The organism is Baaleninema simplex PCC 7105 (assembly GCF_000332355.1).
GTDB lineage: Bacteria > Cyanobacteriota > Cyanobacteriia > Cyanobacteriales > Geitlerinemataceae > Baaleninema > Baaleninema simplex.
In genome coordinates this window covers 3,480,512-3,498,335 of the sequence record NZ_KB235958.1, presented here as the reverse complement: position 1 = coordinate 3,498,335, position 17,824 = coordinate 3,480,512, and the positions used below count along the sequence as shown (strand labels likewise).

Sequence of the window (17,824 nt, the reverse complement as noted above, 5' to 3'; positions counted from 1 at the left end):
CACCCCTTACAGTGTTGTGTAAGAACAGCAAGCATCTATTTTTCAGAAATCTTGACATTTCCATCCCAGAGTGATGGCTCGTTCTGCGAGTTTCTTTGACTACCTAAACCTGGCGCTGTAAGTGTTTTGTGTCCCCTCGCGCCGATAGAGTTAGAGAATAAATAAATAACAGCGTTAAAGATTTTCTTCATCTAATTTAACGCTGTTAGTCGTTGTGTTTTGGTTAAAAACAGCGTTATTATCAGCATTATAAAAATCAATTGAATAGGGAACTCGCGATCGGAAAAACCGTCGTGAGATGTAACTGAAAGAGGCAATCGAACAACCCGCGATCGCGATCGTTTCAGAATTGCGAATTAGCAAATCGATGCAGGTAAAAGAGCCATGAAAACTGATTTCACGTCCTCTGTCTTTGACGAAACTTCCGAATTCCCGACCTTCGAGAGTATGCGTCTGCGTAACGACGACATGATGGACGATATGGATGACGATGACGATGACGATGATGACGATGATGACGATGACGATGATGATGATGACGACGATGATGATGATGACGACGATAGCGACGACAGTGGCGGCGATAGCGGCGACGACAGTGGCGACGATAGCGGCGACGACAGTGGCGACGATAGCGGCGACGACAGCAGCGGCGATAGCGGCGACGACAGCGATTGCGACTGTCCCGCAGAAGTGGTCGGTAAATCCTTCGGGAGTTTTACCGAACCCGTAGATACAACCGCCAGTTCCACCATCGAAATTAGCGATCGCAACGGGGGAAGCGACAACCGCTTCGACTGGGGTGTCGCCGTTTCGGGAAGTTTTACCAGCGTCCTCCAGTTCGACGGAACCCATCGCTTCGCCGCCGACATTGACGAACCGTTCAAACTCGGACAGATTTTCTATCGCAACGGAACCATCGTCGGAAACAGTGGCTTCGACGGAGAATTCGGTTTCGCCGTCAAACTCGACGTCGAGGGTGCAGATAGCAAAGTCGATTTCGACTTTCTCTTCGATATTCTCAACACCCCCAACGACACCGGCGATCCCGTGATGGACGCCGATCGCCTGCGGTTCGTCACCAGCGGTTTAACCCCAGAAACGTTCGAGGTAGACGGAAAAACCTTTACCTTAGAATTGCTGGGATTCTCCCAAAACGGCGGTTCCAGCTTCGAGAGCGGCTTCGACTCTCCCGAAGAAGGATTTGACATCGCCGATCTGTACGGACAACTGACCCTCGTGAGCGATCCTGGCGATTCCGGTGGTGGTGGCGGCGGAAGCGGCGTCAGTAGCTTTTTCATCGAACTGTCCACCGAAACCGTCGTGTCGATTCAAGCAGCGAACGGCGTATTTATCGGTGGCGACGGAACCGGAAACGGAGCGATCGCCGGATCGGCCATTTTGAGCAGTTCCTCGACGCTGAACGTCGTGTGGAGTACCACCACCTCGGCGGCGATCGCCTTTTCGAGCGAATCCACGTTCCAACTTACGACGGGAGGAAGTGTCGATCTCGACGACATTGGCGAAAACGACGTTATCGGTTCCGAGGGTGACGACAGCGTGTCGGGAACCGACGACAACGACGCCATCGATTGCGGTGACGGAAACGACGAAGTCTCTGGCGAAGCTGGAAACGACGTTCTCGTCGGCGGAGACGGCTTCGATAGCGTGATGGGTGGCGAAGGTATCGACGTTCTCAACGGAAGCAAAGAGGACGACGTAGTTATGGGTGAAGACGGCGACGACATCGTTCGTGGCGGTCAAGGAAACGACATCGTTATGGGTGGCGACGGCGACGATGCCATTTTTGGCGACTTCGGCTTCGACATCCTCACCGGTGAAGGCGGAAGCGATACCTTCGTGTTGCGGATCGAAACCGACATCAACATCGAAGCGGCGTTAAGTACCGACTTGATTACCGACTTCGAGGCTGGCGTCGATCGCATCGCTCTCGAAAGCATCTCGAACCTTTCGTTTGAGGTGGGTGACTTCAACGACGACTCGATCGAAGATGTTGGTATTAAACTCGAAGCCGGATTCTTTGTCGGATTCGTCCTCAGTACAACAGACGTTGCGGCGGTTGAAGACTCCCTCGTGGAAGTCCCCGACGGCGACTATGCGTTTTAATTAAAGCTATCGCTCCTCATTGTTCTCGCACTGGTTCCCTCGATGTTGTGTCGGGGGAACTTTTTTCAGGGAAGAGGGGAGAGTGAAAACAGTTCGTTGCGTTTCGGCAATTTTTGGAAATCTGGAATCTGTTTCGGATAAGCTAAGTTTCAAGAAATCTTCACCACAGAGACACAGAGGACACAGAGAGAGATTTGTTCGTCTGAATAAAATCAGTGTTTGAAATTCGGATTTTATTTTTAATATTAAAAAATTTATATTTTTCGTTGTTTTGTATACATTAAGTTTGAAAAAATTAGTATTTTTGATATAAATTTTATTTAAATATTTGAGCTAGGAATTTATAAAAAATATTGTTTTTTTCGTGCAATTTGACTTCAGAAAAAATTAAACTCTTCCGAAATTACTATGCAAGAAACTGCTGAAACTTTTACAGGACAAGAGTTTTTTAAAACGGGATAAAAAACTCAAATTGCGAAATCTCTTTCCAGAGGTCGGTGACAGACATTCACCCTACACATCAAGGTCAGAAGAGCTACAATTTAGATTTGATAAAATTAGGATTTTATACGTTCGATCGCTCGAAATCTTCCTGTCGATCGGCTTCGATCGCAGCGAACTGTTTCGGATAAATGCGATCGCAGAAAAATAAAGTTCCGGCGGTGACGCAAACCGGAACGGCGAGAAGGTTGACAAGGGGAACGCTGACTAACGCCAAACAGACGAGACTGAAAGTTCCCGTCGCGGGAAAAAAACTGAAGGCAATTTTGAGTTTGTCGCGAAATCGCAAGCGACGGCGCTCGAGAGGAGAATCGAGGAAATCCAAGCACACTAAAGTCGCCGTAATCCCGATCCCGCCAAGACTGGCGATCGCCGTTCCAATCCCCGGAACGAAATTTAAAATTAGTAAAAATACCCCCAACCCAGCAGCTAAAACGAGTTTTTTGACCTCAAAAGCTAACGCTCGCCAAATATCTTTAACAATGGCGAGAGCGCCCCCTTCATAGGTGGGAAGTTTACCCGTTTTGAGTTTTTCTAACTGCTCTGAAAGCTGTCCGTACCAGGGCGACCCTAAAATTACACCGAATTGAACGAGTAGGAACCCCGTCAAAACAAACAATCCTAGGACTAACAAAATTTGCAAAAGGCCGCCGAGAACGTCTCCCGTAAACCCCAACCAACTCAGCCAAGCTGGAAGGTTCGCAACCCAAGTTGCAATGCGAGAGTCGATCGCCCCCGTCAGATCGCGCACGTCTCGCAATCCTGGTAACAGCAATCCTACGTAAAGTGCGATTCCCACGACGATATTCGTCAAAATGGGAAAGACGACGTACCCCAGGAGTTTCGGCTTAGCCAGCAACAGGGCGATCGCCCGAAGCGGATATGTCGCCCCAGCAACCGCCCCCACGGGAACGTTTAAAATGCGAGAGAACCAATTTTCGCCGCGTTCGTCAGTCATATGTTCGTCCGTTAAACGCGAACCACCCAACCATAGGGATCGTCGGTTTTAGCCGTTTTAATATCTGCGAGTTTCTTCAACAAAAGGTTGGCGTATTTACGATCGCCGATCGGGGGAAGTTGCAACTCGCGATCGCCCGTATGAATCGTATCGATATGAGCGATCGTTGCAGCCGTTCCCGCACCGAACGCTTCTTGTAACGTTCCGGCGTCGGCGGCTTCGAGCAGTTCGTCGAGAGCGATCGCTCGTTCCTCAACCGGAATTCCCCAATCTCGCAACAACGTCAACACGCTATCGCGGGTAATTCCCGGTAAAATCGTCCCCTGCAACGCTGGCGTCACCACAACGCCATCGATCGCGAAAAAGACGTTCATCGTCCCGCACTCTTCGATGTATTTGTGGTGAATGCCATCGAGCCACAATACGTTATCGTAACCCCGGTGTTTGGCCTCGCGATCGGCTAGAAGACTTCCCGCATAGTTTCCCGCCGCTTTCGCCGCTCCCGTTCCACCCGGAAACGCCCGCACGTACTGAGGGGCGATCGTGAGTTTGACGGGTTCGGCGTAATACGCCCCCACCGGACAAGTCATGATGGCCAGAGTGTAGCGTTCCGACGGACGCAACCCGATCGATTCGTCTGTGGCGAAGTAAACTGGGCGAATGTAGAGGGCGCTACCGGGGCGCGTAGGAATCCAGTCGGCGTCGAGGCGAATCAGTTGTTGCAACCCCTCCATGAAGATATCTTCGGGAATCGGGGGCATACACAACCGTTCGGCGGAACGATTGATGCGATGGAAATTTGCATGGGGGCGGAACAGCAACGGCTCGCCCTGGGGACTTTTATACGCTTTCATCCCCTCGAACACTGATTGTCCGTAGTGCAGCGCCGAAATCGACGGCGACATCTCCAATTTACCGTAGGGTACAATTTTCGCACTCCAGGTTCCCCGTTCGACGGTAGCGACGAGCATATGGTCGCTAAACAGTTTCCCAAACGGGACGTTGTTAACGTCGAGTCCTCGCAGTCGAGGTTCCGAGGATTGCTCGATTTCGATCGAATAGGTTTGCGCTGCCATAGTGTGTCTTCTTTCCTCTCTGTGCCTCCGATGGGGGTTGTTTGGAGGACTACTGAATCCTTAATATAAGGTATCAAATCAGGAGACCGGAGGGGGAGCAGCGGAGAAAGGGAGAGCGGGAGAAACGGTCAACTGTTCCCACTGGTGACTGTTTTCACTGTAAAAGGCTGTTAACGATCGACGATCGACATGGATTTGCGATTGGGATGTGCGGTTTGGGCATATAAAGGCTGGATGGGGGAATTTTTTCCACCGGGAAGCCGAAATCGCGATTTTTTGGCGCTATACAGTCGCCGTTTTCGCACCGTTGAGGGAAATACGACGTTTTACGCAGTTCCCGATGCGGCGACACTCGATCGCTGGGCGCAGGAAACTCCAGAGGGGTTCGAGTTCTGTTTGAAACTTCCGCGATCGCTCTCGCATTCTGGGCTGCTGGAACCGCAAATCGACGCCACGCGAGAGTTTTTGCAACAAATGCAGCGATTGGGCGATAAACTCGGCCCGGTATTCGTGCAGCTTCCCCCCAACTACAGCCCCGAGTCTTTCGAGGATTTGACGGCATTTCTCAAGGCGGACTTTCCCCGAGTTCGTTTGGCGTTAGAGGTTCGACATCGAGATTGGTTCGCCGAACCCTACGCACAACGTCTCGACGCCCTGTTGCGAGAGTTGGGAATCGCGCGAGTGATGTTGGATACGCGCCCCATTTACCAACCCGGAAATACCGGTGAAAACGACCCTCAACGCCATTCTCGGCGGCGAAAACCCAACCTTCCGTTACATCCGACGATTACGGCGGATTTCGCCTTCGTGCGCTTCATCACCCACCCCGACAGAGACGCCAATACCGCATTTTTAGAAGATTGGGCGAACCGTTTGGAACACTGGAACGATCGCCGACTTCAAGTGTATTTTTTCGTTCATTGTCCCGTCGAAGATTTTTCACCGGGAACCGCGCGATCGCTCCAAAATTTGTTAGAAAATCGCGAAATTCCCGTTTCGTCACTTCCTTGGAACGCGATCGACGATCCGCCTGTTCAACTGAGTTTGTTTTGAGTCTATTTTGCCTCCGTGTCCTCTGTGTCTCTGTGGTGAAAAAATTCGATTTTTGATATTGACATTTTGCTAATTATGTGATAAAACAAAAGATTATCCTTCTTCCCCTGATGCTGAAATAGCAGAATACCGCGATCGTGCTGCATCAAACCTCTCTGTGTCTCTTTGGTGCAACATGAGTGGGCGATGCTGCGAACTCTCAACTCTCAACTCTCCACGATAGGTTTCCCAAGCCTGCAACGCTTCGGGATTCGAGGACGCGCCCCGTTCGAGGAACACCACACCGTCGCGGAGTTCGAGGAGGCCGTATTCACCGCTGGCGACGAGGTTCTCAATTTTAGGAACCATCACCTCCAAACGAGCGCGATCGTGTTTGAACGCGACCTGATAAGTATTTAAGCGCCACAAATCCACCAAAACATACTCCATGCGTTCGGCAGTTCCCTCGTCGGTAACGAGTTCCAACTTGGGAAAACGCAGGATTTCGCGGCGACTAGACAGATGCGGGACGATGTAGGTCGTCGCCGAAACGCTAGCGTCCTCGGGAACGCGATCGAGCAAGGGATAGATCGCGCGGGCGTGTTCCCACTGGCGAGACAGAGAGACTTTCACCCACGGATCGATCGAATCGGGAACCAAAAACGACAGGGTGCGGTTGGGATTGGCCGAAATCGTAATCAACACCGACAGGGCGATGCAAAACGTCCAAAACTGCCGCACTGCCGTTTTTTCAAACAATTGCGGACGAACCGACCACCACAAAATCGCCCCATAAAACAGCCCCGGCACCACCGTCAAAGCGTAGCGAATGTTAATCGACAACACGGACTGTCCCTGAGCGATGAGAAGTTTGAGTAACGGAAACCCCGCGATCGACCAGGCGGCCCCCGAGGCCGCCGGAACGAACGCCAGGGGCAACCACTGGCCCAATAAATAGGCGATCGTCCGTCCGAGGGGGGTAAAGAGTTCGCCGATCAGTCGCAGGGGATTGCTGAGAATGCCCCAAATAATTTCGAGGGTCGAGGCTTCGTCTCCTTCGGCGTACTGTCCGAAGCGTTCGATCATGAACCGTTCGGAAATATCCTCAGAAAACAGCGGCATGATGAGGTTGGTCAAGATCAGGATGTAGCCGAAACTGAGGGCGCACACGGCCAGACCGCGACGGGGAAAGCGGCGACTCAGCACCATGTAAACGCCAACGCCGAACAGTCCGATCCCGGCATCTTCCCGCACCATCAACAGGACGACAGCCATCAGCCAAAACAGCCACCACCAGCGTTTTTCCATGGCCAGCAGCAGTGTAAAGGTGTATAAGGGAATCTGACAGATATCGTGAAAGTTGCCCCAAGTCGGACCGAGGACGGCGTTGGCACCGTAGAAACTTACGGTAATGAAGGCAGCGATCGCCTCGTTAACGTAATGGCGAGCTAAGACGTACAATACCAATCCGGCCGCCGTCACCAAGGTTACTTGGAGAACGGTGAGCGTGACGGGGGAGGGAAAAAGGGCGTACAGGGGTAGCCATAACAGCAACGCTGGAGTAAAGTGCTGTCCGAGACGGTGGTAGTACACCGTGGGGAGTTCCCCTTGGTGAACGACGTTTGTAGACAATGCCGAAGAGAGAGAACTTTGAAAAAAGCGTCCGTGACTGCCATTCCAGAACACTTGATTGAAAATTCCCTGATCGTAAGAGGCATAAAAGCTGTAGTAGCGATGTAATGTTAAAACCGCACTCACGCAAAAGAAAGCGATCGCCGCGCCGATCGCCAAACGAAACCAAGGATTTTTTTTGAGCTTCAGCCACATCGCTAACAAAGATTCTCCTGCATTAAGCCGCGAAACTGTCCGTGTCGCCGAGGGTTGTCGAGCGGACGGCCGTTTGAAAACGTTAAAATATCAGTCAACATTTGCCAAGAGTCGTATAAAGTCGGGTTTAGACCCGAGCGCGAAATCTAAAGAAGATATTAAAGTAGAAGAGAAGCCCTTTGCACGAGTTGGACAAACTGGCCTCGTCACGATCGTTGGTGAAACGCTTTGGTGTCAAACGAGATGCCTCGAAATCTCCTGTCTCGCTCGACCGGCCGCCCTCAGTACGATTTTGCCAGTCGTGTGCGGCGATCGCGTCTCGAACTCACTGGCACGACTGCTTCTATCTGGGGAGGTCGGCACTGCGATCGCGATCGACAGACGGTCGAACTGTTCGATGCAAACGGTCTGTCAGCGATCGCGAGTTTACCGGTCGGTTTGACGGTTTGGCGCAGAGGTTCGGCTTTGGATATTGAGTAGAAACCCGAGATGACTCGATCCGTATTTCCCAATTTCGACGATCGCCCCGATGCGATACTACAGTTGTTGCTGTTTGTCGATCGGCGATCGAGTTCCTGGGAAGAACTCCAAAGTATTCGACGCTATTTAGACACGGTCAAAGAGGCAGGGAACTTTGCCCTCGAAGCGATCGACGTCAGCGAGCAACCCTACTTAGCCGAACATTTCAAGCTTATCGCCACCCCGACGCTGATCAAACTCCACCCAGAACCCAGACAACGGTTGACTGGGGCGAATATCGCCGCCCAACTCGAACGGTTCTGGCCGCAGTGGCAACGCTCGGTCGATGAATTCTTTCAACGCTGTCAAACGCTGACTGACAACAGCGATAGCCGCGACGGGTCGTCGATCCCAACTTGTTTACCGTCGTTGGCGACCTCTGCTGAAATTATCCAACTGTCCGACGAAGTATTTCGCTTAAAGCAGGAAAAGGAAGAACTGCAAGAACAACTGCGCTTTAAGGATCGCTTGATGTCGATGTTGGCGCACGACTTGCGGAATCCGCTGACATCGACCTCGATCGCGATCGAAACCCTAGAGGCTCTCAACCGACCCCAAAACCACTCCAAACGAGATGCCAATCCTGGCTTGTTCGACCAACTCTTGCATCACGCCCGCACGCAAACGCGTCAGATCGAGCAGATGATTCTCGACGTGCTAGAGACCTCCCAAAGTCTCGACGGCCATCTGGCGATTCACCCGCAAAAGGTCGATTTGGCGACGTTGTGTCGGGATATGCTCGAACGACAGCGCGATCGCTGCAACGCGCAAAATCTCGATCTGAAAACCGATCTGCCTCAAGACCTTCCCTTCGCCTACGCCGATCCGAAGCGCATCCGCCAGGTGGTGACGAACCTACTCGACAACGCAATGAAGTACACCCCCGCTGGCGGCACGATCTCGGTGTCTTTGTTACACCGGACGGCTCAGAAAATTCAAGTGAGTATCAGCGATACGGGGCCGGGAATTCCCTTCGACAAGCAACAACAGATTTTCGACGATCGCGTGCGGCTCGAGCGGGACGAAAAAACGGACGGTTACGGCTTGGGATTGGCGTTATGTCTGCGGGTGGTGCGATCGCACTACGGTAAAATTTGGGTCGATTCTTCCCCCGGACAAGGCAGCACGTTTCACTTCACGCTGCCGGTCTATCGGGATTGACATCCTCTCCCAGCAACCCGTTGCGGGTATGCAGGGAGATTCCTTGGGTCGCCCCAAAGATTTCCTGCTTCAACAGGTGCCAGCTAGACTGAGTAACCTCAGTCCCCGCCGCCTCCCCTCCACAGGCAGTTTCGATTCCCCGTTGCCCACGGGTACAGATAACTTGTCCACTCGCCACATCACGGGGCTTTGTTGACCCGCAGTTGTGACAGTGATGGATTCGAGTTGAGAGGTCTTTGCGAACCTCCACTCCACAATCCGGACACTCCTGAGAAGTGCCACGGGCATCAACTTTGCCGTAAAAGACATCGCGCTTCCAGCACACCCAGGGAAGGATCTGATTCACAAATTGACCCAATCCAGCATCTAGGGTGTGCTTGCCCAACATTCCCTTAGCCATGATACGGAAGTCGAGATCTTCGACAAAAATCATCCCTGCACCGTCGCAGAGGTGATGAGCCAGCTTAAAATGCCAGTCTTTTCGCGTATCGGCAATCCGTTGATGGACTCTGGCAATCTTCTTCTGGAGTTTCAGCCAGTTAGCTGACCCCTTCTGCTTTTTCTTCAATCGGCGTTGCAGCGATTTCAGCTTGCGGTGCAGATTGTTGAAGAAGCGAGGTCGCTTGACCTGCTCTCCATCAGAAGTTGAGAGAAAATACTCTAGGCCAACATCAATCCCTACCGGATGCCCGTGAGGGGCTACAGCAGGAATATCGACGTCAGCCTGAAGGCTAAGCACGACAAAGTACCCGGATGCCTTGCGGACAATCTGGGCTTGCTTAACCTGAAATAAATCAGGAATTTTCCGCGACCACCGAACCCGAACCCATCCCAACTGAGGCAACTTAATCCCTTTGTCAGACACACAGTTTTTGAGCATCTGGGGGAAGACAAAGCTTCGCATCCGGTTGTTTTTTTGAATCGTGGAAGACCCGAACGCTTTAACCGCCACGACTCCCAGGAGGCTTCCAGTTTTCGGATGACTTGTTGAAGAACCTGAGCGTTGACAGTCTTCAATCGGGGGTATTCAGCTTTGGCCGCAGTTAGGGACTTGCACTGCCGCGCATAGCTGGGAAATGGTGCATCCGCAGGCAAGATGTATTCCTGCTGAATGGAACACGCATTCACGGGCGACTTTCGGGAATTTAGCCAATCCTTACGTTCCCGCAGGGCAAAATTCCAGACATTGCGGCACACATCCAAAATGTGTTCGATGTCTGAAACCTGCTCCGCCGTTGGCTCTAGCTTGAATTCCCACGTCATGTTTAGCATGAAATTATTATAGCCTATGAAATAAATATTTGTTTCCTAGGCTTAAGTGAACTACTCCCTCCCGTCGCTTCACCACCCCCCAAGCCCTCGGCTATGGGCGGAGCACTGCGACGGATCTTGGTAGCTGCGATCGCGATCGCTGAAAATTCTCGGGTAGGGTCACGCGACAGCTCGATCGAGGTAACGGAGCGCCGTTCGGAAATCTGGGATTCTGGAACGGAAGTTTCAAACGAGGCGATCGCGACCCATGGCTATTGTACTGCGACCCCAAGGCAAACTCGATTTAATCGGCGCGGGGCGACTCCAACACGATGTCAACCGTTATATTCTCTCGAACAAACACGCCTCTCCCCTGTGGATTGTGGATCTCTCCCAGGTGAAAACCATTTCTCACGCGGGGCTGCTGTTGTTGACGCGATTGCAACGTCTGGCAGAAAAACGCCGCAGTCGGCTGATCTTGCAACATCCGACGGCAGCAGTTCGGGCGATTTTCGAGGCTGCCCTCGTGACGGAGTATTTTGAAGTTCAAGGGGACGAGGACGAAGAAGCCCGATCGGATCGCTCGGAGGAAGCGACGGACGAAGCGCTGCGACGAGATCGCCGTCGGATCTCGCCGCGAAAAAAATCGCGATCGCAAGCAACGACGTCCTCGACCCGTTAACCCGAACGGGAATCGGGATAGACCAAAATTTTTCGCGTGGCGGGTTTGCTAGCAGTCGCCCGTGCGACGATTTCGGGCAATTCCGACAGAGAAACGCGATCGCTGACGACCGACTCGAGGGGAAGGCGGTAGTCGAACACCAGATCGATCGCCGTAGGTTGCCAGCGAAACGACATCCCCCCGCAGCCGAGCAGGTCGATTTGACGGCGCATTAACGAGAGCGGATCGAACAACAGAGTGCCGTTTTCGGCGTAGTCGGTCAACCCCAGGAGTTTACCGCCAGGACGCAAGCCATCGAGGGCGTTGAGAAAGCTCTCGTTGGAGGGGGCAGTCAGAATAGCCGCTTCGACGCCTTCACCGTCGGTAAAGGCGCGAATTTTCGTGTGTAAGTCGTCGCTAGTTCCGCAAAAGACGGCCTCGGCCCCCAAGTCGAGGGCGACTTCGAGGCGATCGGGGTTGGGATCGCTGACGATCGCCCGCATCCCGAAACGTTTTAGGAGTAAGACGAACATCGACCCAATCGAACCGGCTCCGAGAACCCACACCAGTTGTCCGGCGCGAACTTGCAAGCGTTCGATCGCGCTCAGAGAGAGATTTACCGGTTGTAGCAAACAGGCGCGATCGAGGGTGACGTGACCCGGAAGTGGCACTAAACCGCCGTGACAGACCAGATGAGCCGGAACGCGCACGTATTCAGCAAATCCTCCCCCGCTCGGGGTGAATCCGGCCGTCGTCGTGATGCCTCGATAGACCGAACACAAAGAAAAGCGATCGCGCAGACACTCGCGGCAGCGCATACAGGGAATGCGAGACACCGTCGCCACACGCTGCCCGACCCACCATTGGCTAACGTCGTCACCCACAGCGGCGATCGTCCCCGCAATCTCGCTTCCCAACACGCAAGGCGACTCGGTTTCCCTCGAAGTCAACGCCCGTAAGTCGTGGGGCGAGACCCCCACCACCTCGACCTTCAGCAAAATTTCGTCAGCGGCGATCGTCGGTTGGGGGAGGTCTTCGTAACACAGGCGATCGACTCCTCGAAATACTTGTGCTTTCATGCGCGCTTCAGGCTCCCAATCCCACTACCCACACCCTTACAGGCGCGATCGTTTTGGGTTCTATCCTAGCGTGGGACGGGAAAAACCACGGAAGCGATCGCGATCGGCTCCCGAAATGGATTAAAGGTTTGTAAACTGATAGGCAGTGTTTTCGTAAAAAAAGTTAACAATGCAGCATCTCAAGATTGCCGAACGCTCCAGCCTGGGACTGCACGCCTTTTCTATGGCGTTCGGGCTGGCAGGATTGTTAATCGTTCTGCCCCACCCTGAATGGATCGGACAGCTTTCACCCTTCGGTCTCAAACTCTTCGGGTGGAGTATGGCCCAAGGGGGCGTCAGTTACATTCTGCTCGGGGCTGTCGCGATCGCCCTCTTCACCTATCGCACCCTCGGATGGAAACCGCTGTTAGCGTTCTTTACTCCCTCCGTTCTCCTCTCCCTCAGTAGCGAACTCCTCGGAACCAGTACTGGCTTTCCCTTCGGGTCTTATCACTACCTCGACGGCTTAGGCTACAAAATCGCGGGTTTGGTTCCCTTCACCATTCCCCTATCCTGGTTTTACATGGGGTTCGTCTGCTACCTGCTCGCCCGAAGCGCGATGGAAGCCGTCGCCATAGCTCCCCGTTGGATGCGTCAAATCGGCGCGATCGCCCTCGGCGCGTTACTCCTAACCGCTTGGGATTTAGTTCTCGATCCCGCCATGAGCCAGACGCCCTATCCGTTTTGGGCGTTTGAAGAAGTGGGCGAGTTCTTCGGAATGCCCTATCGCAACATTGCCGGATGGATCGGGACGGGCGTTCTCTACATGACGGTCGCCACCGCCCTGCAAAATAAAGACCAGTTCGTATTGTCGCGCCGACATCTGGGCGTTCCCGTTTTCGTCTATCTGGTGAACTTCTGCTTCGGCGCAACCATTACCCTGGTATTGCTGGACGCGCAGTTTACCGTTCCGACGCTGCTCAGCGTGCTGTTCGGTGTAGTTCCAGCGATCGCCTTCTGGCGTCTGGCTCCCGAACGGGCGATCGATCCCTCAGATTCCCAAAATACCGATCGCGTGGCTGACGACCTCGCTCTTCCCCCTCTCGAAACCGCTGCCAAGTAGTATCTGCCCCTCGTTTCGCTCCCACCCTCAATACGCCGTTCCACCGATTCGATCTGCATGGACGTTCTGATTTTCGTTCTCCTGCTAATACAACTTCCCGCTGTAGCGATTTTGCTGTCGCGGTTGCTCGAAGGTCCGACCCGCAAACCGCCCCTACAGCCGCAAACTGTCTCTAGCGAATCGGTGGGAACCGTGGGGATCGTCGTGCCGACGCTCGACGAAGCTCACCGCATTCGTCCCTGTTTGCAGGGTCTCAGCCAACAAGGCCACGAAGTCCGCCAAATCGTCGTCGTCGATAGCAACTCCCAGGACGGAACGGTCGATATCGTCAAAGAACGGGCGCAGTTCGATCCCCGCCTTTGCCTAATACAAGACGATCCCCTTCCCTCGGGATGGGTGGGGCGTCCTTGGGCCCTTCACAACGGTTATGCCTATCTCTCGGGTACGCCGTTATCTGAACCGCCAGTGGCTTCTGGGTCGAACTGTTCCCGCGATGCTCGACCGGTCGAGTGGATTTTGGGGGTCGATGCCGATACGCGCCCAGCGCCCGGTTTGGCGGCGAGTTTGGTGGCAGAAGCCGAAGCAGAAGGATACGATCTCGTGTCCCTGTCGCCGCAGTTTATTTTGAAGCATCCCGGCGAGCTGATGTTGCAACCGGCGTTGTTGATGACGTTAGTGTATCGCTTCGGTCCGACGGGCAGCCGCAGCGACAGTTCGGAACGGGTCATGGCAAACGGCCAGTGTTTTTTGGTGCGGCGATCGCTCTTGGAAGAATTGGATGGGTACACTTGCGCGAGGCGATCGTTTTGCGATGACGTGACCCTGGCGCGAACGGCAGCAGCTCGCGGGTTTAAAGTCGGATTTTGGGACGGTTCGACGTTGCTGAAAGTTCGGATGTACGAAGGTGCGATGGAAACTTGGCGCGAGTGGGGGCGCTCTCTCGATCTCAAGGATGCCGCCTCGTCGGGTCAAACATGGGGCGATGTCTGGTTTCTCTCTTGCGTACAGGCGCTGCCGCCGCTGGTCGTCGTCGCAGGTATTGTGGCGTCTCTGTTTGCGGACGCTTCGCCGTTTCCGACCGTTTCGCTGTCTCCGGCGTCGCTGCTGTTTTACCTCAACTCGGGCTTACTCGCAATTCGTTTTGCCCTCGGAATAGCGATCGCTCCCTCTTACGATCTCCGAGACGCTCGCCTATCTTGGCTGTTCTGGCTCTCTCCCCTCGCCGACCCCCTCGCCGTTCTGCGAATCTGGAAATCGGCCTCAGAGATTCCGACTCAGTGGCGCGGCCGGGTTTATGGTGAGGAGCAAGGGAGCTTCTTCAGGGAAGAGGGAAGAGGGAAGAGTGAGGACGGGTAACAGTTTCTCGTCATCTCTTCACTGGTGACTGGTGACTGGTGACTGGTGACTGGTGACTGGTGACTGGTGACTGTAACAAGGAGAACGTGAAAAAACAAATTCTGCACGAATCGAGAATTGTTGGCAATATAGTAATTAAACAAGAAAAACTTGATAAACCGTTACATTTCAAGTCAGCTAATGTCCCAAGAGCCGCTTTCTCAAACCCAGGATACTGCTAACCCTGCTGTTGACTGCGACGTGGCCATCGTCGGCGGTGGCGTTGCCGGAACCACCCTCGCCTGTGCGTTGAAGGATTCGGGATTACGGGTGAGGCTCCTCGACGCACAAACACAAGACGCCGCTGCCGCGCGATCGCAGGTTTATGCCTTAACGCTCCTCACTGGACGCATTTTGAACGGCATCGGTGTGTGGCAAGACATTTTGCCGAAAATTACCACCTTTACGAAAATTCGCCTCTCGGACGGCGATCGCTCCGGTGACGTGCAGTTTGTTCCCTCAGATGTGGGTTTAGACCGCCTCGGTTACGTTGCCGAACACACGCCACTGTTGAGTACGCTGCAAACGTTTTTACGGGGCGTCGAAAACGTGCGGGTGACTTGTCCGGCAGAGGTTCTCGCGGTGGAGTACGGGGACGACTGCGCCACGGTGACGTACAGTCTCGAAGGTACGCCACACCAGCTTAGAGCGCGGTTGGTGGTTGGGGCAGACGGGGCGCGATCGCGCGTTCGCACCGCCGCCGGAATTCAAACTCGAGGCTGGCAGTATTGGCAATCCTGCGTCACCTTCAAAGTCAAGCCAGAGAAATCTCACGAGAACATCGCTTACGAACGCTTTCGCAAAAACGGGCCGTTTGCCATTTTGCCCCTGACGGGCGATCGCTGTAACGTGGTGTGGTCGGCACCCCACGGGAAAGCTCGAGAATTGGCAGAAATGGACGAAGATGCCTTTACCGAGGAGTTACAGCGTCACTACGGCGATGCGATGGGGCGCGTGCGGGTCATCAGTCCCCGTCGCGTGTTTCTCGTACAGTTGATGCAAAGCGATCGCTATATCAAACATCGCGTGGCGTTGGTGGGAGATGCGGCGCATCGCTGTCATCCCGTCGGCGGCCAGGGATTGAATATGGGAATTCGCGATGTGGCAGCGTTAGCGCAAGTGATACGAGACGCCTGTAGCCAGGGTAACGATATTGGGTCGTTGTCTGTGTTAGAACGGTACGAACGCTGGCGTCGTGGGGAAAATTGGACGATTTTAGGCTTTACGGATTTGCTCGATCGCACGTTCTCGAACGATTTTCTTCCCATCGTGACGGTACGTCAGTTGGGATTGTGGGTGTTGCGAAACGTACAGCCTGCCAAAACCTTGGCGTTGCAGTTGATGACCGGTTTGTTGGGGCGTCAGCCGCAGTTGGCACGAGAATAGTAGCGATCGCAGTACAGCCAACATTTACGAGCGAAACCCCCCAGGCAAACATTGTCTGAGGGGTTTTTGAAATTCAATTTGGGGTGAGAAGTCCCCACCCCAGAGGCGATTTTAGTAATCGAAATCGCCACCCATACCAGCACCGGCGCCAGCGCCAGCACCTTCTTTAGGTTCGGGTTTGTCAACCACGATGCACTCGGTCGTCAACACCATACCCGCGATCGAAGCCGCGTTTTGGGTTGCCGAACGGGTCACTTTCGCCGGATCGACGATACCCGCTTCAAACATATCGACAAACTCGCCGTTCGCCGCGTTGTAACCGACGTTGAAGTCTTTTTCCTTCACGCGCTCGGCAATCACCGCGCCGTTTTGTCCGGCGTTTTCAGCGATCCGTTTCAGCGGAGAAGTCAACGCGCGAGCCACGATGAGCGCACCGGTCAACTCTTCGTTGGCCAGGTTGCTAGTCGCCCACTCTTCGACTTGCGGCGCCAGGTGAGCCAGAGTCGTACCGCCACCGGGAACGATCCCTTCTTCAACGGCAGCTTTGGTCGCGTTGATGGCATCTTCCAGGCGCAGCTTGCGATCCTTCATTTCGGTTTCGGTCGCCGCACCGACTTTCACCACGGCTACGCCACCGGACAGTTTCGCCAGACGCTCTTGCAGTTTTTCCTTGTCGTAGGAAGAATCGCTTTCTTCCATTTGACGGCGGATTTGCTCGCAGCGAGCTTTAACACCGGCTTCGTTGCCTTCGGCGACGATGGTGGTGGTGTCTTTGGTGATGGTGATGCGGCGAGCGGTGCCGAGCATATCGATTTTGGCGTTTTCCAGCTTCAGACCCGCATCTTCGGTGATGACTTGACCGCCGGTCAGAACGGCGATGTCTTCGAGCATGGCTTTACGGCGATCGCCGAATCCGGGGGCTTTCACGGCCGCCACGTTCAGCACTCCGCGCAGGCGGTTGACCACCAGGGTCGCCAGGGCTTCTTTCTCGATATCTTCGGAGATAATCAGTAAGGGTTTGCCAGACCGCGCCACTTGTTCGAGGACGGGAACGAGATCTTGCACCAGGCTGATTTTTTTGTCCGTCAGCAGGATGAAAGGCTCGTCGAGAATCGCTTCCATTCGCTCGGTGTCGGTGGCGAAGTAGGGCGAGATGTAACCCTTGTCGAAGCGCATCCCTTCGGTGATTTCCAGTTCGGTGGTCATGGATTTCCCTTCTTCGAGGGAGATGACCCCTTCTTTGCCCACCTTATCCATCGCTTCGGCAATCATGCGGCCGACTTCTTCGTCGTTACCGGCTGAGATGGTACCGACTTGAGAGATGGCGGTGGAGTCTTCGACGGGACGAGCGTGTTCGGCGATTTTGTCCACCAGGTAAGCGGTAGCGCGATCGATTCCCCGTTTGATGGCGATGGGGTTGGCGCCAGCCGCCACGTTCCGCAGACCTTCTTTGACCATTGCGTGAGCCAGAACCGTCGCAGTGGTGGTTCCGTCTCCAGCGGCGTCGTTGGTTTTGGAGGCAGCTTGACGAATCAAAGAAACACCGGTGTTTTCGATGTTGTCTTCGAGTTCGATTTCTTTAGCGATGGTGATCCCGTCGTTGACGATTTGGGGCGCACCGAATTTTTTCTCAAGGACGACGTTGCGACCTTTCGGACCGAGGGTGACGGCAACGGATTCGGCGAGGATATCCATGCCTTTTTCCAGGGCGCGACGTGCGTTTTCGTTATAAACGATCCGTTTGGCCAT

14 protein-coding genes and 1 pseudogene are annotated in these 17,824 nt (G+C 54.0%); 9 read left to right on the top strand and 6 right to left on the bottom strand.

The annotated features are described in order from the left end of the window. Window positions 1-384 precede the first annotated feature (384 nt). Complete coding sequence (locus GEI7105_RS33660; RefSeq protein WP_017661794.1) at window positions 385-2,127, top strand: choice-of-anchor K domain-containing protein; 1,743 nt, start codon at window positions 385-387, stop codon at window positions 2,125-2,127. Window positions 2,128-2,692: 565 nt separating this feature from the next. Here the strand turns inward: GEI7105_RS33660 and GEI7105_RS0117825 are convergent. Then, on the bottom strand, window positions 2,693-3,586 hold the full coding sequence (locus GEI7105_RS0117825; protein WP_035493316.1) for an EI24 domain-containing protein: 894 nt from the start codon (window positions 3,584-3,586) through the stop codon (window positions 2,693-2,695). An 11-nt stretch (window positions 3,587-3,597) separates the two neighbouring features. Then, window positions 3,598-4,662, bottom strand: coding sequence for a branched-chain amino acid aminotransferase (locus tag GEI7105_RS0117820; protein WP_017661792.1), 1,065 nt, complete (start codon window positions 4,660-4,662; stop codon window positions 3,598-3,600). A 189-nt stretch (window positions 4,663-4,851) separates the two neighbouring features. On the opposite strand from GEI7105_RS0117820, the gene GEI7105_RS0117815 reads away from it, so the two are divergent. Continuing rightward, window positions 4,852-5,715 (top strand): DUF72 domain-containing protein, encoded by an 864-nt coding sequence (locus tag GEI7105_RS0117815; RefSeq protein ID WP_017661791.1) that lies wholly within the window; start codon window positions 4,852-4,854, stop codon window positions 5,713-5,715. Between the two features lie 93 nt (window positions 5,716-5,808). On the opposite strand, the gene GEI7105_RS0117810 is transcribed toward GEI7105_RS0117815, so the two are convergent. After that, window positions 5,809-7,521 (bottom strand): DUF2079 domain-containing protein, encoded by a 1,713-nt coding sequence (locus GEI7105_RS0117810; RefSeq protein WP_017661790.1) that lies wholly within the window; start codon window positions 7,519-7,521, stop codon window positions 5,809-5,811. 243 nt (window positions 7,522-7,764) lie between these two features. On the opposite strand from GEI7105_RS0117810, the gene GEI7105_RS0117805 reads away from it, so the two are divergent. Beyond that, a complete protein-coding gene (locus GEI7105_RS0117805) occupies window positions 7,765-8,001 on the top strand; it encodes a hypothetical protein (RefSeq protein ID WP_017661789.1) in 237 nt (78 codons plus the stop codon). 9 nt (window positions 8,002-8,010) lie between these two features. After that, window positions 8,011-9,201 (top strand): histidine kinase, encoded by a 1,191-nt coding sequence (locus GEI7105_RS0117800; RefSeq protein ID WP_017661788.1) that lies wholly within the window; start codon window positions 8,011-8,013, stop codon window positions 9,199-9,201. Here GEI7105_RS0117800 and GEI7105_RS31130 read toward each other — a convergent pair. Next, a pseudogene (locus GEI7105_RS31130) lies at window positions 9,176-10,473 on the bottom strand (RNA-guided endonuclease InsQ/TnpB family protein). The gene GEI7105_RS0117800 and the pseudogene GEI7105_RS31130 sit on opposite strands and share 26 nt — an antisense overlap. A 247-nt stretch (window positions 10,474-10,720) precedes the next feature. Here GEI7105_RS31130 and GEI7105_RS31125 point away from each other — a divergent pair. Further along, a complete protein-coding gene (locus GEI7105_RS31125; protein ID WP_017661786.1) occupies window positions 10,721-11,134 on the top strand; it encodes an STAS domain-containing protein in 414 nt (137 codons plus the stop codon). Here the strand turns inward: GEI7105_RS31125 and GEI7105_RS0117785 are convergent. Then, the gene (locus GEI7105_RS0117785; protein WP_017661785.1) at window positions 11,131-12,192 is read right to left on the bottom strand and encodes an alcohol dehydrogenase catalytic domain-containing protein; all 1,062 of its coding nucleotides are present in this window, start codon (window positions 12,190-12,192) and stop codon (window positions 11,131-11,133) included. The genes GEI7105_RS31125 and GEI7105_RS0117785 overlap by 4 nt on opposite strands. Here GEI7105_RS0117785 and GEI7105_RS39510 point away from each other — a divergent pair. The 4 genes from GEI7105_RS39510 (at window position 12,183) to GEI7105_RS0117770 (ending at window position 16,075) form a co-directional block, all read left to right on the top strand. Beyond that, complete coding sequence (locus GEI7105_RS39510) at window positions 12,183-12,326, top strand: hypothetical protein (protein WP_218959076.1); 144 nt, start codon at window positions 12,183-12,185, stop codon at window positions 12,324-12,326. The two genes, GEI7105_RS0117785 and GEI7105_RS39510, sit on opposite strands and share 10 nt — an antisense overlap. A gap of 35 nt (window positions 12,327-12,361) precedes the next feature. Continuing rightward, a complete protein-coding gene (gene cruF, locus GEI7105_RS0117780; protein WP_026097754.1) occupies window positions 12,362-13,294 on the top strand; it encodes a gamma-carotene 1'-hydroxylase CruF in 933 nt (310 codons plus the stop codon). Window positions 13,295-13,351: 57 nt separating this feature from the next. Beyond that, the gene (cruG, locus tag GEI7105_RS0117775; protein ID WP_017661783.1) at window positions 13,352-14,650 is read left to right on the top strand and encodes a 2'-O-glycosyltransferase CruG; all 1,299 of its coding nucleotides are present in this window, start codon (window positions 13,352-13,354) and stop codon (window positions 14,648-14,650) included. Window positions 14,651-14,830: 180 nt separating this feature from the next. Further along, complete coding sequence (locus tag GEI7105_RS0117770; RefSeq protein WP_017661782.1) at window positions 14,831-16,075, top strand: FAD-dependent hydroxylase; 1,245 nt, start codon at window positions 14,831-14,833, stop codon at window positions 16,073-16,075. Window positions 16,076-16,186: 111 nt separating this feature from the next. Here the strand turns inward: GEI7105_RS0117770 and groL are convergent, their stop codons facing one another. After that, the gene (gene groL, locus GEI7105_RS0117765) at window positions 16,187-17,824 is read right to left on the bottom strand and encodes a chaperonin GroEL (RefSeq protein ID WP_017661781.1); all 1,638 of its coding nucleotides are present in this window, start codon (window positions 17,822-17,824) and stop codon (window positions 16,187-16,189) included.

Coding starts and splice junctions, on each gene's coding strand:
- GEI7105_RS33660 (WP_017661794.1), top strand. CDS start 385: ATGAAAACTGATTTCACGTCCTCTGTCTTTGACGAAACTTCCGAATTC.
- GEI7105_RS0117825 (WP_035493316.1), bottom strand. CDS start 3,586: ATGACTGACGAACGCGGCGAAAATTGGTTCTCTCGCATTTTAAACGTT.
- GEI7105_RS0117820 (WP_017661792.1), bottom strand. CDS start 4,662: ATGGCAGCGCAAACCTATTCGATCGAAATCGAGCAATCCTCGGAACCT.
- GEI7105_RS0117815 (WP_017661791.1), top strand. CDS start 4,852: ATGGATTTGCGATTGGGATGTGCGGTTTGGGCATATAAAGGCTGGATG.
- GEI7105_RS0117810 (WP_017661790.1), bottom strand. CDS start 7,521: ATGTGGCTGAAGCTCAAAAAAAATCCTTGGTTTCGTTTGGCGATCGGC.
- GEI7105_RS0117805 (WP_017661789.1), top strand. CDS start 7,765: ATGCCTCGAAATCTCCTGTCTCGCTCGACCGGCCGCCCTCAGTACGAT.
- GEI7105_RS0117800 (WP_017661788.1), top strand. CDS start 8,011: ATGACTCGATCCGTATTTCCCAATTTCGACGATCGCCCCGATGCGATA.
- GEI7105_RS31125 (WP_017661786.1), top strand. CDS start 10,721: ATGGCTATTGTACTGCGACCCCAAGGCAAACTCGATTTAATCGGCGCG.
- GEI7105_RS0117785 (WP_017661785.1), bottom strand. CDS start 12,192: ATGAAAGCACAAGTATTTCGAGGAGTCGATCGCCTGTGTTACGAAGAC.
- cruF (WP_026097754.1), top strand. CDS start 12,362: ATGCAGCATCTCAAGATTGCCGAACGCTCCAGCCTGGGACTGCACGCC.
- cruG (WP_017661783.1), top strand. CDS start 13,352: ATGGACGTTCTGATTTTCGTTCTCCTGCTAATACAACTTCCCGCTGTA.
- GEI7105_RS0117770 (WP_017661782.1), top strand. CDS start 14,831: ATGTCCCAAGAGCCGCTTTCTCAAACCCAGGATACTGCTAACCCTGCT.
- groL (WP_017661781.1), bottom strand. CDS start 17,824: ATGGCCAAACGGATCGTTTATAACGAAAACGCACGTCGCGCCCTGGAA.